This is a genomic window from Shewanella ulleungensis (assembly GCF_014648315.1).
Classification (GTDB): domain Bacteria; phylum Pseudomonadota; class Gammaproteobacteria; order Enterobacterales; family Shewanellaceae; genus Shewanella; species Shewanella ulleungensis.
The window spans coordinates 176,604-195,141 of the sequence record NZ_BMQW01000001.1 but is presented as its reverse complement, the minus strand read 5'-3'; the positions used below and the strand labels follow the sequence as shown (position 1 = coordinate 195,141).

21 protein-coding genes are annotated in these 18,538 nt (G+C 41.6%); 17 read left to right on the top strand and 4 right to left on the bottom strand.

Translation table 11 applies throughout. From position 1 onward, the window contains the following. The first annotated feature begins 36 nt into the window (after positions 1-36). The 6 genes from IEY40_RS00875 (at position 37) to IEY40_RS00850 (ending at position 5,908) form a co-directional block, all read left to right on the top strand. Positions 37-702 (top strand): rRNA large subunit pseudouridine synthase E, encoded by a 666-nt coding sequence (locus IEY40_RS00875; protein WP_188952460.1) that lies wholly within the window; start codon positions 37-39, stop codon positions 700-702. 45 nt (positions 703-747) lie between these two features. Beyond that, a complete protein-coding gene (locus IEY40_RS00870; RefSeq protein ID WP_188952458.1) occupies positions 748-1,293 on the top strand; it encodes an NUDIX hydrolase in 546 nt (181 codons plus the stop codon). Between the two features lie 225 nt (positions 1,294-1,518). Beyond that, positions 1,519-2,637: a tRNA 2-thiouridine(34) synthase MnmA gene (mnmA, locus tag IEY40_RS00865; protein ID WP_188952456.1), complete on the top strand. Its 1,119-nt coding sequence runs from the start codon at positions 1,519-1,521 to the stop codon at positions 2,635-2,637. Positions 2,638-2,640: 3 nt separating this feature from the next. After that, complete coding sequence (gene hflD / locus IEY40_RS00860; RefSeq protein ID WP_268244189.1) at positions 2,641-3,273, top strand: high frequency lysogenization protein HflD; 633 nt, start codon at positions 2,641-2,643, stop codon at positions 3,271-3,273. A gap of 39 nt (positions 3,274-3,312) precedes the next feature. After that, a complete protein-coding gene (purB, locus tag IEY40_RS00855; RefSeq protein WP_188952454.1) occupies positions 3,313-4,683 on the top strand; it encodes an adenylosuccinate lyase in 1,371 nt (456 codons plus the stop codon). A gap of 85 nt (positions 4,684-4,768) precedes the next feature. Next, the gene (locus IEY40_RS00850) at positions 4,769-5,908 is read left to right on the top strand and encodes a ribosomal protein uL16 3-hydroxylase (RefSeq protein WP_188953433.1); all 1,140 of its coding nucleotides are present in this window, start codon (positions 4,769-4,771) and stop codon (positions 5,906-5,908) included. A gap of 102 nt (positions 5,909-6,010) precedes the next feature. Here IEY40_RS00850 and IEY40_RS00845 read toward each other — a convergent pair whose 3' ends face one another. Further along, positions 6,011-6,451 carry a DUF4826 family protein gene (locus tag IEY40_RS00845; RefSeq protein ID WP_188952452.1) on the bottom strand — a complete coding sequence of 147 codons (441 nt, stop codon included), beginning with the start codon at positions 6,449-6,451 and terminating at the stop codon, positions 6,011-6,013. Between the two features lie 284 nt (positions 6,452-6,735). Between IEY40_RS00845 and IEY40_RS00840 the strand changes: the two genes are divergently transcribed. The 5 genes from IEY40_RS00840 to IEY40_RS00820 all read left to right on the top strand — a co-directional run bounded on the left by IEY40_RS00840 (position 6,736) and on the right by IEY40_RS00820 (position 12,008). After that, a complete protein-coding gene (locus IEY40_RS00840; protein ID WP_188952450.1) occupies positions 6,736-7,767 on the top strand; it encodes a Glu/Leu/Phe/Val dehydrogenase dimerization domain-containing protein in 1,032 nt (343 codons plus the stop codon). A 210-nt stretch (positions 7,768-7,977) separates the two neighbouring features. Further along, positions 7,978-8,889, top strand: a complete 912-nt coding sequence (locus tag IEY40_RS00835) for a UDP-2,3-diacylglucosamine diphosphatase (protein WP_188952448.1) — start codon at positions 7,978-7,980, stop codon at positions 8,887-8,889. A 14-nt stretch (positions 8,890-8,903) separates the two neighbouring features. Beyond that, a complete protein-coding gene (gene olsF, locus IEY40_RS00830; RefSeq protein ID WP_188952446.1) occupies positions 8,904-10,643 on the top strand; it encodes a bifunctional ornithine lipid synthase OlsF in 1,740 nt (579 codons plus the stop codon). A gap of 226 nt (positions 10,644-10,869) precedes the next feature. Further along, positions 10,870-11,256, top strand: a complete 387-nt coding sequence (locus tag IEY40_RS00825; RefSeq protein ID WP_188953431.1) for a CBS domain-containing protein — start codon at positions 10,870-10,872, stop codon at positions 11,254-11,256. A gap of 407 nt (positions 11,257-11,663) precedes the next feature. Beyond that, on the top strand, positions 11,664-12,008 hold the full coding sequence (locus IEY40_RS00820) for a hypothetical protein (RefSeq protein WP_188952444.1): 345 nt from the start codon (positions 11,664-11,666) through the stop codon (positions 12,006-12,008). A gap of 16 nt (positions 12,009-12,024) precedes the next feature. Here IEY40_RS00820 and IEY40_RS00815 read toward each other — a convergent pair whose 3' ends face one another. Beyond that, a complete protein-coding gene (locus IEY40_RS00815) occupies positions 12,025-13,140 on the bottom strand; it encodes an energy transducer TonB (RefSeq protein ID WP_188952442.1) in 1,116 nt (371 codons plus the stop codon). Between the two features lie 240 nt (positions 13,141-13,380). Between IEY40_RS00815 and IEY40_RS00810 the strand changes: the two genes are divergently transcribed. From IEY40_RS00810 to IEY40_RS00795, 4 genes are read left to right on the top strand one after another with little or no spacing between them, the layout of a single operon-like run. Beyond that, on the top strand, positions 13,381-14,118 hold the full coding sequence (locus IEY40_RS00810; RefSeq protein ID WP_188952440.1) for a DUF1538 domain-containing protein: 738 nt from the start codon (positions 13,381-13,383) through the stop codon (positions 14,116-14,118). Between the two features lie 21 nt (positions 14,119-14,139). Then, positions 14,140-14,907 (top strand): DUF1538 domain-containing protein, encoded by a 768-nt coding sequence (locus IEY40_RS00805; RefSeq protein WP_188952438.1) that lies wholly within the window; start codon positions 14,140-14,142, stop codon positions 14,905-14,907. A gap of 2 nt (positions 14,908-14,909) precedes the next feature. After that, positions 14,910-15,260, top strand: coding sequence for a P-II family nitrogen regulator (locus IEY40_RS00800; RefSeq protein WP_188952436.1), 351 nt, complete (start codon positions 14,910-14,912; stop codon positions 15,258-15,260). After that, the gene (locus tag IEY40_RS00795) at positions 15,257-15,658 is read left to right on the top strand and encodes a CBS domain-containing protein (protein WP_188952434.1); all 402 of its coding nucleotides are present in this window, start codon (positions 15,257-15,259) and stop codon (positions 15,656-15,658) included. The genes IEY40_RS00800 and IEY40_RS00795 overlap by 4 nt, the downstream gene beginning before the upstream one ends. Before the next feature lie 7 nt (positions 15,659-15,665). Here IEY40_RS00795 and IEY40_RS00790 read toward each other — a convergent pair whose 3' ends face one another. Next, complete coding sequence (locus tag IEY40_RS00790) at positions 15,666-16,541, bottom strand: LysR family transcriptional regulator (RefSeq protein ID WP_188952432.1); 876 nt, start codon at positions 16,539-16,541, stop codon at positions 15,666-15,668. Between the two features lie 121 nt (positions 16,542-16,662). Here IEY40_RS00790 and IEY40_RS00785 point away from each other — a divergent pair, with 121 nt between their 5' ends. Together IEY40_RS00785 and IEY40_RS00780 are read left to right on the top strand one after the other, a co-directional pair. Further along, positions 16,663-16,977, top strand: a complete 315-nt coding sequence (locus tag IEY40_RS00785) for a putative quinol monooxygenase (RefSeq protein ID WP_188952430.1) — start codon at positions 16,663-16,665, stop codon at positions 16,975-16,977. A gap of 2 nt (positions 16,978-16,979) precedes the next feature. After that, entirely contained in the window at positions 16,980-18,002 is a 1,023-nt protein-coding gene (locus IEY40_RS00780) for a Gfo/Idh/MocA family protein (RefSeq protein WP_229776965.1), read from the top strand. Here the strand turns inward: IEY40_RS00780 and IEY40_RS00775 are convergent. Continuing rightward, positions 17,964-18,368 carry an NUDIX hydrolase gene (locus tag IEY40_RS00775; RefSeq protein ID WP_188952428.1) on the bottom strand — a complete coding sequence of 135 codons (405 nt, stop codon included), beginning with the start codon at positions 18,366-18,368 and terminating at the stop codon, positions 17,964-17,966. The two genes, IEY40_RS00780 and IEY40_RS00775, sit on opposite strands and share 39 nt — an antisense overlap. Between the last annotated feature and the right edge of the window lie 170 nt (positions 18,369-18,538).

The window sequence follows — 18,538 nt, the reverse complement described above, 5'->3', positions numbered from 1 at the left end:
CTCTCGTATTCAGCAAAGGATAATATTTAAACCTTTATGTCAAATGCCGGTAAATTCAACTCGTTCAAAAAAAACACTTCAAAAACCAACGGTTCTGTGGCTACTACCCACTCTAAAAATCGCACAGTACAACGTAAAGTAAATACTAAACCTGCGGCCAAACACCCTATTATCGTGTTATTTAATAAACCCTTTGATGTATTGTGCCAATTTACTGATGAAGCAGGCCGGCAGACTCTCAAAGATTTTATTCCGATCCCAGATGTGTATGCTGCTGGACGACTAGATCGCGACAGTGAAGGATTATTACTGCTCACAAACGATGGTAAGCTTCAAGCTAAATTAACTCAGCCAAATAAAAAAACCTTTAAAACCTATTGGGTACAAGTGGAAGGCGAACCAACAGATGAAGCAATCAAAGCATTGTGTGATGGCGTTGAACTTAAAGATGGTATGACCCTGCCCGCAAAGGTTAATAGAATGGACTCACCCGATATTTGGCCACGAGTCCCACCGGTGCGTGAACGCAAATCAATCCCAACAACCTGGCTTGAAGTGCAAATTTGTGAAGGCCGTAATCGACAAGTCAGGCGGATGACTGCCCATATTGGTTATCCCACGTTAAGACTAATACGTTATAAAATAGGTCAATGGTGTCTAGATGATTTGCCGAATGGACAATATTCACAAATCAGTCAGTAAGCGACTATGCTCGGCGCTAATCGCATAAAATAAGGATTGGTATAAATGACTCAACGTTATAAACCTAATACCACTGTGGCTTGTATAATTTACAGCCAAGACCAATTTTTACTGGTAGAGGAAAACATTGATGGACAGGTTAAATTTAACCAACCAGCGGGTCATTTAGAAGCAAATGAGTCGCTTATTGATGCCTGTGCTCGAGAGATAGTAGAAGAAACTGGACTTGCAATTGAACCGCAAGCCCTTGTCGGTATTTATCAATTTAGTGCCAGCCCTGAGCTTGCCTTTGTTCGTTACACTTTTTGTATCGAGCTTGATAATCCCATCGACGCAATTCCACAAGACAGTGCAATAGTTCGAACACATTGGCTTTCATATGCGCAAATTGTTCAATTAACGGCACAACTACGAAGCCCACTGGTACTCAAAAGCATCGATGATTTTATCGCTCAAGCGGGATTATTAGATGAGTTACCTCCTGCAACGAGAGACACTAGCTCGCAAACATACGTCAAACGAGTTAGCCATCATTTTCCATTATCGCTACTTAATGCCGATTATTTACACACCAATAAGTCAGTCGGTTAAGCCTAAATGGCGGCGGTTCAAGATAGCCCAATGCTCGAATGCATGGTAGAATATGCGCCGCACAAATGTCATGTTTACACATCAAGATAAACGTTAAAGCTTATCTATTTTAATTTATGGCTGTATTTAAAGGCTAGTAAGGTTGAGTCATTGGTCTCATTGGCTTGAAACCACAGCATGACGTCACCATATACTTACTCTCTATATTCAATGGTTTTAGGATTTATGACATCAATCAACCCAACTTCTAATGGTAAAAAAGTCATTGTCGGCATGTCCGGCGGTGTGGACTCTTCAGTTTCGGCCTATTTGCTTATGCAGCAAGGCTATGAGGTTGAAGGTCTATTTATGAAGAACTGGGAAGAAGACGACACCGACGAATATTGCGCTGCAGCAGATGATTTAAAAGATGCGCAAGCGGTATGTGACAAGCTTGGTATTAAAATGCATACCGTCAACTTTGCAGCCGAATACTGGGACAACGTGTTCGAGTATTTCTTAGCTGAATACAAAGCCGGCCGTACGCCTAATCCAGATATCATGTGCAACAAAGAAATCAAATTCAAAGCATTCCTAGAATTTGCCGACGAGATTTTAGACGCCGACTATATCGCCATGGGCCATTATGTTCGTCGTCGTGACAACAGCGATGGCAGTGTTGAAATGCTCCGCGGTGTTGATGGCAATAAAGACCAAAGCTATTTTTTATATACACTAAGCCATGAGCAAGTGGCGCGCAGTTTGTTCCCTGTCGGTGAGCTTGAAAAACACGAAGTACGCGAAATAGCAAAAAAAATGGGCTTAATCACTCACGACAAAAAAGACAGCACCGGCATTTGTTTTATTGGTGAGCGCAAGTTTACTGATTTCTTAGCCACCTATTTACCGGCTCAACCAGGTGATATTGAAACCGCTGAAGGCGAAGTCATAGGCACTCACCAAGGATTGATGTATCACACCCTTGGTCAACGAAAAGGCTTAGGCATTGGTGGGCTAAAAAACAGCAGCGAAGATCCATGGTACGTAGTTGAAAAAGACTTATTGCGTAATGTCTTAGTGGTTGCACAAGGTGCAGAACACCCGCGCCTAATGTCACAGGGAATGACCGTAAACCAATTACATTGGGTTGATCGCAAAGGACCTGCTAATAATAGTAAAATCACAGTAAAAACCCGTTATCGTCAACGTGATGTTATCTGCACATTAGTCTACAACGACCCTGATAATATTACTGTAATGTTCGATGCACCTGTTGCCGCTGTCACGCCTGGACAATCCGCAGTATTTTATGATGGCGATATTTGTTTAGGTGGCGGCATTATCGATACCTTAGTTCGAGGATAAACCGTGAGTCAAACTCCAGACAGTCTGCTGTTCGAACGTACAATGGCTTTTGCCGGTATTTTACAGGCAATTGGTCAGGTTCAGTACTTAGCGCGTCACGGCGAAAGTGATAAAGAAGCGTTAGCTGCGACCCTCAATACTATTTTGGTGACAGAACCAGAAGCCACTGCCGATGTGTATCAAGACAAAGACATCTTAAATAAAGGCTATCAACTTATCCAAAATCAATTGGGTGATGGCAGTAATAAAGATGTCGAAACCACTCGCTACTTAGTCGGTATATTGGCGCTAGAACGAAAGCTTGCGCGCTCACCAAATGGTTTAGGCATGCTTGCTGAACGTATCAATCAAATACATCGCCAGTTGAACCATTTTGAGATTACCGATGAGCAAGTCGTGTCTAACTTTGCCAGCATATACAGTGACATAATCAGTGAATTAGGTCCAAAATTACAAATTTCGGGCAACCCAGACTGCTTAAAGCAGCCCCTGGTTCAACATAAAATTCGAGCTTTATTACTCGCTGCTATGCGCAGTGCGGTATTATGGCGCCAATTAGGCGGTAAACGTCGCCATTTAGTGTTTGCCCGTAAAGCAATATTTGATACCGCAAGAAAAAGCCAAAATAACAATTAATCGAATCACCCTACAACAAAGTTCATCAAGGAGCTTCAAATGGATCTTTCCGCACTAACTGCTATCTCTCCGGTAGACGGTCGTTATGGTAGTAAAACCGCCTCATTAAGAGGGATTTTCAGCGAGTTCGGTCTTACTAAGTACCGTGTTCAAGTTGAAATTAACTGGTTAAAGCTATTATCTAGCTGCCCTGAGATTGAAGAAGTTCCCCCGTTTAGCGAAACAGCTCTTGCCTTGTTAGACAGCATAAAAAACAACTTTAGCGAACAAGATGCATTGCGCGTTAAAGCGATTGAAAGTACCACCAACCACGATGTGAAAGCCGTTGAATACTTTATTAAAGAGCAAATTGCCGACAACGCTGAATTAGTCGCGATTGACGAATTTGTGCACTTTGCTTGTACCTCAGAAGACATCAACAACTTATCACACGGTTTAATGCTTAAAGAAGCGCGTGAGCAAGTATTGGTACCACATTGCCAGCAAATTATTGATGCAATTAAAAAGTTAGCACATGACAATAAAAGCGTACCATTAATGTCACGTACTCATGGCCAACCTGCATCACCGTCTACGTTAGGCAAAGAAATGGCCAACGTTGCCGTACGTCTTGAACGTCAATTAAACCAAATCAACGCTGTTGAAATCATGGGTAAAATTAACGGCGCGGTGGGCAACTACAACGCTCACATCTCTGCTTACCCTGAAGTGAACTGGCATGAACTGTCACAACGTTTTGTGACCAGCCTTGGCATTAATTGGAACGCTTACACAACGCAAATTGAACCGCATGATTATATCGCTGAATTGTTTGATGCAATTGCGCGTTTCAACACAATCCTAATCGATTTCGATCGTGACATATGGGGTTACGTTGCATTAGGACACTTTAAACAGCGTACGATCGCAGGCGAAATTGGTTCATCAACCATGCCGCACAAAGTGAATCCTATCGACTTTGAAAACTCTGAAGGAAACTTAGGTATTGCTAACGCATTAATGCAACACCTTGCCGCTAAATTACCAGTATCAAGATGGCAGCGTGATTTAACTGACTCAACAGTTTTACGTAACCTTGGTGTTGGTATGGCGCACTCATTAATTGCTTACCAAGCAACACTTAAAGGTATTAGCAAATTAGAAGTTAACGAAGCGCAACTCCTTGCAGAGCTTGATAACAACTGGGAAGTATTGGCCGAGCCAGTGCAAACCGTTATGCGTCGTTATGGCATCGAAAAACCATATGAAAAACTTAAAGAACTGACCCGTGGTAAGCGTATTGATGCTGCACAACTTGCGACATTTATCGATGGACTTGAATTGCCTGCACACGTTAAAGTTGAACTGAAAAAAATGACTCCAGCAAACTACATCGGCCGTGCAGAAGCCTTTGTTGATGAGCTAAAATAGTCTTATAAGCTTATACATACCATTAGCGGTCGCATCTGTGACCGCTTTTTTATTGGACAAACATTCTCACGACCTGAGGTCAATGATGTACACATTAAATATTGATACCCAAGCCTTTATTAAACAGCATTGGCAACAGAAACCGCTTGTGATCAAACAGGCATTTGCCGATTTTGAAGACCCTATCGCAGCAGACGAGCTTGCTGGCTTAGCCTGCGAAGAAGAAATTTCATCACGCGTGGTTGTTACTAAAGGCGATGATTGGGACGTGGTACAAGGTCCATTTGAAGACTACGACCAATTTGGCGAAGATAACTGGCAATTATTAGTCCAGGCCGTTAACCATTGGTATCCAGCTTCACAGCCACTGGTCGAAGCATTTCGCTTTTTACCCGACTGGCGTTTTGACGACCTAATGGTGTCATTTGCCACGCCAGGTGGTGGCGTAGGACCACATATCGATAACTATGATGTATTTATTATTCAAGGTGATGGCGAACGTCGCTGGAAGGTTGGTGATAAAGGCCAGCATAAGCGCCGTGGCGATAATCCTAACTCACCGTTAGTTGACGACTTTGAACCTATTATCGATGTGGTATTACAAAAAGGCGATGTATTGTATATTCCGCCAGGTTACCCGCATTGCGGCGAAACAGTAACCTTAGCCATGTCATACTCAATTGGGTTTAGAGCGCCAAGCCAACAAGAATTATTAACTGAATTAGCCGACAGCCTTATCGACAACAATTTAGGTAATAAACGCTTTACCTCGGTTGATGAACCAGATGCGCCAGGCATCATTAGCCAAACTCATCAACAAGGCATCATGAATTTACTTGTACAATTAGCACAAGACCCTAAAGCCTATCAAACTATGTTAGGTAAGTTGCTAAGCCAAAATCGTTTTGAGTTGGATATCTGTGAAGATGAAGAACCATTAACAACAGATGATTTATTGGATGCCATTGAACAAGGCGCCATTATCCAACGCATTGGTGGTTTAAAAGTATTGCGTCTTGAACAAGACACAGAGTCAAGATTGTTTATCAACGGTGAAGTGTTCCTATTACCTCAAGTCACCGAGTTGGTATTACAACTATTAGCTAATCAAGTCAGCATACAGCCTGAACAAGCCAGTGAACTAACACAAGAGCCTGTATTGCTTGAGACATTAACTCAACTGATTAACCAAGGCTTCTATTACCTCGCAGAAGATGAATGTTAATCACTACAAGCATGAAACACCAAATAGACTAACAAAAAAGGCACCTAGGTGCCTTTTTTGTTAGTCTTGAAGCATAAACCATGATGGTTATGTCTTTATACACTAACCCCACAGCTTCTCATCTTGGTGCATTTTATATAAGCTTTCTGCACGAGAGACTAATAGCTGAGCAAATTTCATCTGCGTTGCGTCTTTAGTCGCTCCAGATTTATGCAAGTTTTCAGCTTTTAACTGCCACATCATTGAAAAATGACGAATGGCATCGCGAGCAGTCGCTGCAACTTTCACGTCGACATAATCAGACGGTAAATCACCCGACATCACCCAAAAAGTTTGTTTTTTAGGTTGTTTCGACTCCATCTTCCAAATGGCTAAATAAGGCGCAAGATAACGACTTTCGTTGGCAAGCACATTACTTGGGATCACGCCCTTTTCAGCTAAAAAGCGATTAGCTTTTTGAAACTGAGTACGTACCCACTCTTGTCTTAGTGCTTCTTGGTCTGGTGTTGGCTGTGCAACCTGCTCTGCAACTTCTTCAGTCATAATACTTCCTATCTTATTGTTATGTTACAGGTTAGAACAAAAACTCACCTGTTATCAAATCTCAAAAACATCGATGCAACATACGTTACTTTACGTTTACGTAAAGTGGCAAGCTAAATTGCCACATCAATCACAAAAATAACTAAATCATGCTTTGTTGAGAGTATCGCTAAATGCTATCGTGCTGCAATAAATATAACAAGCAGTCGTTTGTGTCTTGGATACTCAATTATAACAAGATACAAGAACTTTACTTTAACATGCTAGTAAGCGGAGATAACAACGTGGCAGTTTTTAATCATGTTTCGTTCGATGAACACGAACAAGTGGTATTTTGTCATGACAAGCAAAGTGGCTTAAAAGCCATCATTGCAGTTCACAATACTAACCTTGGATCGGCTGTAGGTGGTTGCCGTATGTGGAACTATCAATCAGATGACGAAGCGTTAACTGACGTATTGCGTCTCTCTCGCGGCATGACATATAAAAATGCCCTTGCCGGTTTAACAATGGGCGGCGGTAAAGCCGTTATTATAGCCGATCCTAAAACGACCGATCGCGAAGCGTTATTCCTAGCATTTGGCCGTTTTGTTAATAGCCTAGGCGGTAAATACTATTCGGCAGAAGATGTTGGCGTCTCAACATCCGACATTATGATAGCCAGTCGAGAAACTGAATTTGTAGCAGGCCTAGAAGGCAAATCTGGCGACCCATCGCCGTTAACGGCATTAGGCACTTATTTAGGTATCAAAGCAGCGGTTAAGCATCAGCGTGGTATTGATAGCTTAAAAGGCATTAAAATCTCAATACAAGGCGTAGGACACGTTGGCTATTACCTGTGTAAACATTTACACGAAGAAGGTGCTGAGCTGATTGTTACTGACATTCATCAAGCGTCACTTGACCGTGTAGCGACTGAGTTTGGCGCTACCGTTGTTGCCCCTCAAGATATCTATACCCAAGATGTTGATGTGTATGCGCCTTGTGCATTAGGCGCCACCTTAAATGACTCTACCTTACCGTTACTAAAAGCAACTATTGTTGCAGGTTGTGCTAACAACCAATTAGCAGAAGTTCGCCATGGTGAAAAACTTAAACAAATGGGTATTTTATACGCTCCTGACTATGTCATTAACGCAGGTGGTATTATCAACGTCTCATTTGAGAAAAACTATGACGCTGCTGCATCTAAGGCAAAGGTAGAGCAAATTTACAATACCTTGCTTACTATATTCAGCCGTGCTGACAGCGAAAACCGCACCACAGGTTCAGTTGCCGATGAAATGGCCAAAGCCATTATTGATGCAGCGAGATAGGTGACATAGGCTCATAACAGGCTTCATTTTGCTAGCTTGTAATTCAACACTATCGTGTTAACAAAAAGGGAAATGCATTAGCATCTCCCTTTTTTATTGCTTCTACACCAGTATAAATCACTGATTTGTAATAAATCGTTCACCTAACTGTAAAATCGCTGCCCTACCCTAAATTAACACTGACTCAACTTATGTATTGAGGCTAGGCAGATGATCAAAAACAGTCATAAAAACACCCAAAATCTCACACAGCGTCAACCATTATCACACCTAACTCTTCCCAATAAGATTCAACATTTTAATGCGTTGTGGATTTCCGATGTACACCTTGGCAGTGTTGATTGTAAAGCTGAGTTTTTACTGCATTTTCTAAATCATAGCCAATGCGATTATCTGTATCTTGTGGGTGATATTGTGGATGTGTGGGCACTTAAAAAAAGAGTGTACTGGCCTGACAGTCACGACCGTGTCATCAAAAAAATTTTAGACATTGCCAGCAATGGCACTCAAGTATTTTTTATTCCAGGTAATCACGATGAAGCCTTTAAAGCCTATGCAGACAGCCACTTCAGAGGCGTCACGCTAGCAAAGCAACACATTCATGAATCTATCAATGGTCAACGCATTCTGATGCTGCATGGCGACCAATTTGACTCACAAGTTTGTATCAGTCGCGCTTACGCTAAATTAGGCGATCACCTTTACGACATACTGCTGTGGTTAAACAGACAACTGCATGCAGTAAGAAGCGCTATGGGCTATCCCTATTGGTCTCTGGCCAGTTACATCAAATTACGTGTAAATAAAGCTCAACAAGCGATTAACCAATACCGTGATGCAGTATTGCGTTACGCCGCAAAAAAACACGTCGACATGGTGGTTTGCGGCCATATCCACCAGCCAGAATTGTCGCAGCACACCATTAATCAACACCCGTTAATTTATGCAAATGACGGTGATTGGGTTGAAAACTGCACCCTCATTGCAGAATCCCTTACTGGCAGCGTACAACTGCTTAAATGGAATGAACAAACCTTGCAGGCAGAAACGGTCGCAAGTATCGAGCTAGTTAATCAACATAGCGATAAATACAACAAACCTCAAAAACAACATGTCGCATAAGTAAGGGCAATATTATGATATTTACCGTTGATAATGTGGTAGAAAAAAATCTGCCGAACGTACACAACAAACCCTGGTTAGCCACGCCAACCAAAGCCATGTTGCGTTATTTACTTCACGAAAAACAATGCAATGATATTGCCAATGAGCACGCTCATTTATCCGGTGTCGATTTTGTCGAACAAATCTTAGCCTGCTTAAATTTTACCTATAGCGTACCCAATAACGAGATTGAAAATATTCCGCATGAAGGTCGTGTCGTGATTTACGCCAATCACCCCATCGGCTCACTCGATGCACTAGCCTTAATCAAACTCATTAGTCAGGTCCGTCCTGACATCAAAGTGGTTGCTAATGAATTATTAATGGCCATCAAACCACTTCATTCCATTTTATTGCCGGTGCGCAACATGACAGGTGGAACACCAAAGCAACATTTAGACGAAATACACCATCACCTTAAAAATGAGGGCGCTGTGCTCATTTTTCCATCGGGTGAAGTGTCGCGCTTACGTCCAACTGGCGTCACAGATCTACATTGGCACAGTGGCTTTTTAAAAATGGCGCGCGCCTGTAATGCACCGTTATTACCCGTATATGTTGACGCTAAAAACTCCGCCACCTTCTATGGCGCCTCAATGATTTACAAGCCCTTAGCCACTTTACTATTAGTCAAAGAAATGTTTAAACAAGTGGATCAAGTTATGCCTGTTCGTATTGGGCAACTGATTGCCAAAGAAGTGGTTAGTAATCAAGACTTCCCCTTAAAAACTAAAGTAAAACTGCTTAAAAATCATTTGTACCGCATCGGTAAAAATCGCAGCCCGTTATTCACCACCCAGAACGCCATCGCTCACCCAGAAAAACGCAGTGAACTACAAAGCGCACTATCACAATGTGAGTTACTCGGGCAAACCCAGGACAACAAACTAATCTATCTTTATAAACATCACCAAAGTAACCCGATAATGCGTGAAATTGGCCGTTTACGTGAAATTGCATTTCGTGCTGTGGGCGAAGGAACAGGCAAGAGGCGCGACACAGACAAGTACGACAATCATTATTTACACCTTGTACTGTGGGATAAAGATGATTTAGAAATTGTCGGTGCTTATCGTTTTGCCAGTGCCAAAAATCTCCATGCAACCCTAGGAAAAGATTCACTCTATAGCGAGTCATTATTCGATTATAAACAAGCGTTCCACCCTTATTTCGATCAAGGTTTGGAACTTGGGCGCAGCTTCGTACAACCTAAATACTGGGGGCGACGCAGTTTAGAATATCTATGGCAAGGGATTGGCGCATATTTAGTGAGTAACCCACAGTACCGCTATTTATTCGGCCCCGTATCATTAAGCGATAGCCTGCCATTGCAAGCAAAAGAAATGTTGGTTTTTTTCTATCAACATCACTTCGCTAGCGCGGAAGTATTAGCCTGCTCTTTTAACTCCTATCAATTTACTCAAGATAAAATAAAGCAACTTGAGCAGTTATTTAATGGTTGTGATTACGCAGAGAATTTTAAAATACTCAAAAGGACACTAGCAAATATGGCCGTATCTGTACCCACTTTATTTAAGCAATATGGTGAACTTTGCGACAACCAAGGAGTTAAGTTTTTGGATTTTGGTATCGACCCTGAATTTGGCGATTGCATCGATGGTTTGGTCTTAGTGGATATCCATCAACTCAAACCACTTAAATACCAAAAGTACCTGGCAGGTCATTTACTTCAGGAGCACGCGGCATCATAAAGCAAACCTCAAGGTATTCATTTTGATATTGTTATTGGTTGTTATTTGATTGTTACGCTAATATTTATCTGATATAAAAGAATAAATGAGTGGAGAATCATCTATGCCAGCATCGACAGACACATCGAACGAAACATTGAAAGCAACCTTAAATGCTACATTAGAGGACACGCTCAATGAAACAGAAGATCAATCATCACACCGCCACATCAAGGTCACTGATATTATGATCACCCGTGTTGTCACTATTGAAATGGATGACAGGCTTTCAGTTGCCAAAGAAATATTCGACAATGTCAGCTTTCACCATTTACTGGTTATCGATGAAGATAACAACCTAGCCGGCATTCTGTCTCACCGTGACTTTTTAAGGGCGCTTAGCCCCAATATAGGCACTGCGGCAGAGTTAATAAGAGATACCGAAACACTTCAAAAACGCGTTCATCAAGTGATGAGCCATAATCCAATCACTATAGCACCACACTGCGACATTAATCTTGCCAGTAAACTGATTTTAGAGCATGACATTGGCTGTCTTCCTGTATTAGAAAACAACCACATCGTGGGTATTATTACTTGGAAAGACTTATTAAAGGCCTATTACACTGCCTAAAAGGCCAGCAACCGACAAATGATATAACTATGGTCTATAAGCTATTTGGCTTTACCTACGTCTAATGGTGATCTTCACTCATACCAACATCGATTCAATCTACAACATTCACATCCATGCTATTGCCAATAAACGCAATCATACGCAAAGCTTAATCATTAAAATTTTGCAATAAAAAATATAAAAATAAATATTCTCATAGCTAGCAACAACATAGCTTTAATTCTTAAATCGTTCATATTTCTGTACTGGAAATTGTCACATTGCTCTGCTTTATTAGTACTTAATGCAACTATATTTTACAGTTGTATGTCTGCCGATAAATAGTTTCAAAGAAGAATACGCTAAGGCAGTGTTGAGTGATGGGTATAGTAAACACGCGGTTATCATTTGAAAGGATGAGCATTATGATTAAATTCTCTTACCACCTCAATCAAGACAATATCGAATTACAAGCCAGTAATTGGTGTGGTCTAGAACGAGTCTTTATCAACGGTAAAGTGGTGTCGCGCAAATTTAACTTTGGTTTACAAAGTATGCACGATGTATTACTCGATAACGGCAAAAAGTGTCGTTTCCAACTAATTGCCGATCCACAAACCTCATTAATCTCTTGCCGCATATACAAGCAAAACCAATTGGTAACCATTTTAAAGCAAGGTAAAAAACAGCTACAAAAAAGCCAGTTCATGATTGAATCTGGCTTTGTGATTGTTTGTGTAGGCATGCTGAGTATGTATTTACTCAGTTAATCATATCTAATAACTTCTAACCAAGGCTAAAATCAATTTGAACGGTTGAAGTAGCTTTGATTGGCTTACCATCCACAAATTTAGGCGCATAACGCCACTGGCTTAGCGCCTCAATTGACTCTTTCTCAAACTGACTACCGCCTTTAGAGTCCAATACTTGTGGTGATTGTACAAAACCTTGCTCATCAACGGTAAATTCTAATTGTACCCAACCACTTTTACCCCGCTTTGCATAAGACTGAGGGTAATCAGGTGGCGTTCTAAATAACGGCGTTTGTTCTTGATGTTCATTCCATGGCGTCATTTTACCAATAGCAATACAATGCTCAGTGGCTTGGTCACCCTGACCTCGCTTTTGATAAATATCAACGAGCAAAGCATGAGCACGCAGTTCATGCGGATGGCTGTAGGGCAATGCCTGATATTGTTTTATCACCTCAACTAGCGCATCAACGGCTTTAGTGTGCTTACCCATAGCCTCATTTAATGCACCATAAAGGTATGTTGCATTAACACGTTTTATCGCGTTTTCAGGTAGCTTGCTGACATAAATATCATAAGCATCAAAAGCGAAACTTCTAACGGCTCGGGTATAAAAGTCCGTACCTGTAAGGCGATAAAAAGCCAAGGTTTTCACTTCAGCAACAGTGAGTTCATTATCAGACTCTTGGGCTACATCGATTGCCTCAAACAACACTTTTTTTGCATAGGCATCATCAGCTGTGGTTTCTGCTAACCCCACTAGTGGATCAACAAAGGCAATATCGTTTTCAGGTAATTTTTGACGATACACTGTTAAAGCTGACTCAAATAATTGTTGTGCTTTCATCACCGAGTCATCTTGAACAACTCGGCCATTATTATTTTGCTTTGACTGCTCAACAATAGCATTAGCCCAATTCATCGCTAACTTTGCACTATCAATACTATCTGCGCCAAATTTTGTTGCTCCAAGATCATAAGCTTGCTTGGCATAGGTAATGATATCGACTTGATTATTAGCCTCAACAGCCTGGTTGTACTGCTGATATGCCTGTGAGAAATCAACCGTATCCGTGTCAGTAGATTCAGCGTAAGCCATGTGGCTGGCACATGCTGCGATAATTGATAAGCGTAAAAGTGTTTTTTTCATTGTTAAAGTCCTTTTTATTTATAACCCAACCCCTATTTTTGCGTGGCGCGTAAATAAGCAGTTAAAGATTTATGACACAGTTTGCCTGATTTTTATGACGTGAGTCAATTTAATGAAAATCCATGTAAACAATATGTTGCGAATTTACTATCGACAGTCACACTCAATAAAGGGCTTATTATTTCTATTAATCAGAATGACTGCCAAACCGTATCACAATCAATGACCTTAGGAGTATAGATGTCTGCCATCGTCAAATTGCTCCAATCCATGTTCAGTAGCTTTAAAGACCTTGTCCCTATCATCTTAGTGGTCAGTTTTTTTGAAATATTTGTCCTTCATCAAGCCCCAGCAGAACTAGGTTCTATCCTTATTGGTTTAGTCTTTATTGTTTTGGGGTTAACATTTTTTGTGTTTGGTTTAGAAATGGGCTTATTTCCCATAGGTGAATCATTAGCAGAAGCATTAGCACGTAAAGGCAGCGTATTTTGGTTAGTGATTTTCTCATTCTCATTGGGGTTTGGTACCACATTAGCTGAACCTGCACTAACCGCTGTGGCCAACGAAGCGGCTAAAGTTGCCGCTAATGCGGGGGCGATTGAAGCCAATGAGCAGGCCATGAGTGCTTACGCGATGGGATTGCGAATAACAGTTGCGATTTCGGTCGGTTTAGCCATTTTACTTGGCGTGATCCGGATTCTTAAAGGTTGGCCTATTCATTACATCATTATTGCTGGTTATGTATTAGTGATGATTCTCACCAGCTTTGCGCCTGCCAATATTATTGGTATTGCCTACGACTCTGGCGGTGTCACCACATCAACCATTACCGTGCCCTTAGTGACAGCATTAGGTGTTGGTCTTGCCAGTGTAATTAAAGGCAGAAACCCGATGTTAGATGGTTTTGGATTGATAGCTTTTGCCAGCCTTAGCCCAATGATATTTGTATTAATCTACGGCATGGTGTTTTTAAACTGATGCTAACTATAAGGAGCCAATTTGTTTACTGAGCTGATTAGCACATTTTTGCTTACTGCCCGCGATGTGATCCCTATTGCGGTGATTTTGTTTGGCTTTCAGCTTGGGGTACTCAAACGCCCTGTTACCCAGTGGCGCAAAGTGTTACTAGGGTTTGTGTATGTGATTATAGGGTTAACCTTTTTCCTAGTCGGTTTACAACTCGCGCTCTTCCCTATTGGGGAAAGCATGGCAAACCAATTAACCACCAGCGAGTTTTTACACCCGGATGGCAGCAAAGCACCTTTTATATGGCAAGATTATTTTTGGGTATATGTTTTTGCAGCGGCCATTGGCTTTAGCACCACCATTGCCGAGCCTTCGTTAATAGCGGTGGCAATTAAAGCCAATCAAGTGTCTGCTGGCACCATAAGTATCCAAGGGTTGCGTATTTCTGTCGCGTTTGGGGTGGCCATTGGAATTACCTTGGGATGTTTTCGAATTGTGGTTGGCGATCCCATCCATTATTACATTATGGCTGGCTATGTCATTGTGGTAGTTCAAACCTTTTATGCTCCCAAAATGATTGTGCCCCTTGCTTATGACTCTGGCGGCGTGACCACCTCCACCGTGACGGTTCCGTTGGTGGCGGCTTTAGGTCTTGGGTTAGCCACTAATGTTGAAGGACGTAATCCATTAATAGATGGCTTTGGTCTAATCGCCTTTGCCAGCTTATTTCCGATGATCACCGTAATGGGTTATGCCCAAATCGTTGACTATTTATCCAAACGAAAAGCGATTAAGGAGTAACTATGCGTTTTAAATTAATTGTCGCCTTTGTTGACGAAGATTGTACCGACAAAGTACTCGATGCCGCACGCCTTGCTGGAGCCACTGGCGCCACGGTAATAAACCATGCTCGCGGTGAAGGATTAGAAAAAAAGAAAACCTTTATGGGCCTCACCTTAGATGTACAACGTGATGTTATTTTATGGCTAGTTGAAGAGCATATGTGTCGCTGCATTTTAGAAACCATTGCTAAAGTGGGTGAGTTTGATACTAACTCAGGTAAAGGCATTGCGATTCAAATCGATGTTGAAGATGCCGTAGGTGTAGCGCATCAGGTTGAAAAGTTGAGTAAAGACATTGAGGATCAAATATGACCATTAACAATCCTACTCTCAACCGTGATGTGATGAATAAGCGTTACGCCATGGTTGACGGAATGCACACAGTGGCAGAGGCTATCCAAGTGGCCATTAATAAAAATGTCAGTATTCTAGTGGTCAATAAGCGCAATGAACATGACGAGTACGGCATGGTATTAATGAGTGATATTGCCCGTAAAGTACTCGCTAAAGACAAGTCGCCCGAACGCACCAATATTTATGAAATCATGATAAAACCGGTATTTTCAGTACCTGCCGATATGGATGTACGCTATACCGCAAGACTATTTGAACGCTTTAATATTAACAAAGCACCCGTGGTCGAAAGCGGTAACATTTTAGGCTTTGTCACTTATGATGACATCGTACTAAAAGGTATGATTAAGTGCTAAATATTCTTTATTGTTCAAAAATTTGCTTAACAATGTACTCAATTAACGAGCGCGTTTTTAACGGCAAATTTTTATCTTTATATAATAAATGGATCGGCATGGCCTCAGGCGGAGTTAAACTCGCAATATTAACCAGGAGGCCAGCATCTATTGCTTCTTTAACGACAATACTTGGTTGTAACACGACACCTAAACCATCTATGGCAGCTTGAGTTAGTACCACGCCACTATTTGACGACAGCCTAAACTGACGCTTGCCAAATATTTGCTGGTGCGCCACAGACAGCGAGCCATTGCTTGAGTAACTAAACCCAAGACAGTGATGGTCACGAAGGTCGGCGTTCGATCGTATCTCTGAGTGTTGGGCTAAATATTGCGTCGATGCACAAAACTGCATGTGATAATTCATAATATGACGACCAATCAAGGCTGAGTCGCTAAGTTCACCAATCCTAACCAATAAATCGACACTGTCTAACATCGGGTCAACAAGGTTATTGTCTAAGCGTAAATCAACATTGACTTGCGGATACGCTAATAAAAAACGATTCACAATCGGCGCCAGTACTGCATTACCAAAGCTCACGGGAGCGTTAATTTTGATGCTACCACTGACGGTGCCAGTCATGGATTGTAAAGTGTTTTCAGCGGCAGAGATTGCGGCCAAAATGGATTTACATTCAAGATAATAGAGATGACCAGATTCGCTTAACGCTTGTTGGCGAGTAGTGCGATTAATTAACTTAACGCCTAAATACCCTTCTAACTGATTAATATGCTTGCTTACCATGGTACGGCTGATATTAAATTGATGCGCAGCCGCAGCATAGTTGCCCTGCTCTGCTACGCAGCTAAATACTTGCATAGCGGTTAATTTATCCATAATGACTCCCACACATTTATGCCACCATTATAAACCCATAGTGTTTTCTGTAAACACCAGCGATTAGTGTTACGGCTACGAAAACTGGTTTACGATGAGCCATCATTATTGAGGAGTTGTTATGGATTACAAATTAGATCAAGCAGGCATATTTATTACCGCTGAAATTCACATTAAAGATAACGTTTCGTTAGCACAAGGCCTTGCTGCAATCCGCCAATTTTGTGCCGACATGAATAGCGAACCAGGCTGTTCACTTGCAATGGCAACTCAACATAAAACCAATCCTAAACAATTTGTATTTTGGGAGCGTTATGATGACCAAGCCGCCTTTGACGCCCACTTTGCAGCACCTCACACTCAAGCCTTTATTAACGCTGGATTAACCGAGCTAAAACAAGCCTTCGACTATCAACGCCTGGCCACTGAGGAATAACCATGAGTAAAATCATTAACTGGGGTATTTTAGGCACCAGCTTTATTTCTGGTGTCATGGCTGATGCAATAAAAGCACAAGGTCAAAGCACAATTTATGGCGTAGCAGGACGCAACACGACAACATTGGCTGAGTTTGCCACCCAATATCAAATACCACATCAATTTACTGATTTTGATTTGTTAATCAATCACCCTGAAGTTGATGTTATTTATATTGCTCTGCCTAATCACCTACACCATGAATACATCATAAAAGCGGCCAATGCGGGTAAAGCGATTTTATGTGAAAAGTCTCTCTCAGTAGATATGCCATCTACCATTGCAAGCCTTGATGCTGTTCAGCAAAACAAGGTGTTCTTTTTAGAAGGGTTAATGTACCTTGCGCATCCATTTATGCAGCAATTATCTCAAACATTAGCATCTGGTATTATTGGTGAAGTAAAAAGCATTCGTGGTCAGTATTGCGCCGCCATCAGCCAATTTGTAAATCCTGCCAGTCTTGGCGCGCTGTTTAATCTTGGTTGCTACCCAGCATCTCTAATGCAGTTAGTCATGCAGCAACAGTTTGGCAATAGCATCAGCCAGCATTATCAATTGCAAGCCACGGGCCGACGTGGAGAAGATGGCAATATTTGTGAATCTACGGCTATTGTGACTTATGCTAACGGTGTGCAATGCCATTTACACACAGCTGAAGACTATGGCTTACACGCCGGATTTACTATTTTAGGCAGCTTGGGCAGTATTGAGTTCACCTCAAATCCCTGGTTACCAGAAGCTCAGGGTAATCATTTCTCGGTTAGGTTATATGAGCAAGATGCCGAAATTGTGAACGTTACGGCCAAAGGTAATGGGTTTTACTACCAAGTAGAAGCGTTATTAGCTGCTCTAGACAGTAAGCAATACACAGTACCAAGACCATTAGCACAATTGCAAGACTCACAAGATATCATGAACATGTTAACCGTTTGGCATCACGCCGCGTTAGAAAGCAGCGCTGAAAACCTGACCGTTAAAAGCTAGACAATCGTTAATTCGTTGTTGCTGCACCGCTGACAGGTCAGCAACAGCGAAAAACGCATAATCGCTGTGTTCATCACTTAAGTTAATGACCGCTTCTTTGGTTAACTCACAACGAAAAATAAACGCTTGTGATTGATAAGCAGAGTGAAAATACACCCCAGATAAATAGTTAACCTTCACCTCACAGCCTAACTCCTCCTGGCATTCTCGTAATAATGCCTGATGAATGGTTTCATTAGGGTCAAGGCCGCCACCTGGCAAGCCCCAATGCTTATCACCGTAATTAGCTTTTAATAACAAAACCTCCCCTACAGCATTGGTTATCACCGCATGCGAGCTCAATCTAAATAAGTCATTAAATGCCATAGAGTTGTACCTAAAAGTGGGCTTAAAATTGAAATGAACAGCTTTATAAAAATGAGTTAACGCGTGGCAATACCACTGCAGAAGGCGTAAATATAAGCCAACTGCAATAGTATAAATAAGTAGCGACTACCGTTCTAGGGGCTTATCACATCCATTTAAACGCTGATATG

What these genes read in the sequence shown, in the direction of transcription:
- IEY40_RS00875 (WP_188952460.1), top strand. Translation starts at nt 37, where the DNA reads ATGTCAAATGCCGGTAAATTCAACTCGTTCAAAAAAAACACTTCAAAA.
- IEY40_RS00870 (WP_188952458.1), top strand. Translation starts at nt 748, where the DNA reads ATGACTCAACGTTATAAACCTAATACCACTGTGGCTTGTATAATTTAC.
- mnmA (WP_188952456.1), top strand. Translation starts at nt 1,519, where the DNA reads ATGACATCAATCAACCCAACTTCTAATGGTAAAAAAGTCATTGTCGGC.
- purB (WP_188952454.1), top strand. Translation starts at nt 3,313, where the DNA reads ATGGATCTTTCCGCACTAACTGCTATCTCTCCGGTAGACGGTCGTTAT.
- IEY40_RS00850 (WP_188953433.1), top strand. Translation starts at nt 4,769, where the DNA reads ATGTACACATTAAATATTGATACCCAAGCCTTTATTAAACAGCATTGG.
- IEY40_RS00845 (WP_188952452.1), bottom strand. Translation starts at nt 6,451, where the DNA reads ATGACTGAAGAAGTTGCAGAGCAGGTTGCACAGCCAACACCAGACCAA.
- IEY40_RS00835 (WP_188952448.1), top strand. Translation starts at nt 7,978, where the DNA reads ATGATCAAAAACAGTCATAAAAACACCCAAAATCTCACACAGCGTCAA.
- olsF (WP_188952446.1), top strand. Translation starts at nt 8,904, where the DNA reads ATGATATTTACCGTTGATAATGTGGTAGAAAAAAATCTGCCGAACGTA.
- IEY40_RS00825 (WP_188953431.1), top strand. Translation starts at nt 10,870, where the DNA reads ATGATCACCCGTGTTGTCACTATTGAAATGGATGACAGGCTTTCAGTT.
- IEY40_RS00820 (WP_188952444.1), top strand. Translation starts at nt 11,664, where the DNA reads ATGATTAAATTCTCTTACCACCTCAATCAAGACAATATCGAATTACAA.
- IEY40_RS00815 (WP_188952442.1), bottom strand. Translation starts at nt 13,140, where the DNA reads ATGAAAAAAACACTTTTACGCTTATCAATTATCGCAGCATGTGCCAGC.
- IEY40_RS00810 (WP_188952440.1), top strand. Translation starts at nt 13,381, where the DNA reads ATGTCTGCCATCGTCAAATTGCTCCAATCCATGTTCAGTAGCTTTAAA.
- IEY40_RS00800 (WP_188952436.1), top strand. Translation starts at nt 14,910, where the DNA reads ATGCGTTTTAAATTAATTGTCGCCTTTGTTGACGAAGATTGTACCGAC.
- IEY40_RS00795 (WP_188952434.1), top strand. Translation starts at nt 15,257, where the DNA reads ATGACCATTAACAATCCTACTCTCAACCGTGATGTGATGAATAAGCGT.
- IEY40_RS00790 (WP_188952432.1), bottom strand. Translation starts at nt 16,541, where the DNA reads ATGGATAAATTAACCGCTATGCAAGTATTTAGCTGCGTAGCAGAGCAG.
- IEY40_RS00785 (WP_188952430.1), top strand. Translation starts at nt 16,663, where the DNA reads ATGGATTACAAATTAGATCAAGCAGGCATATTTATTACCGCTGAAATT.
- IEY40_RS00780 (WP_229776965.1), top strand. Translation starts at nt 16,980, where the DNA reads ATGAGTAAAATCATTAACTGGGGTATTTTAGGCACCAGCTTTATTTCT.
- IEY40_RS00775 (WP_188952428.1), bottom strand. Translation starts at nt 18,368, where the DNA reads ATGGCATTTAATGACTTATTTAGATTGAGCTCGCATGCGGTGATAACC.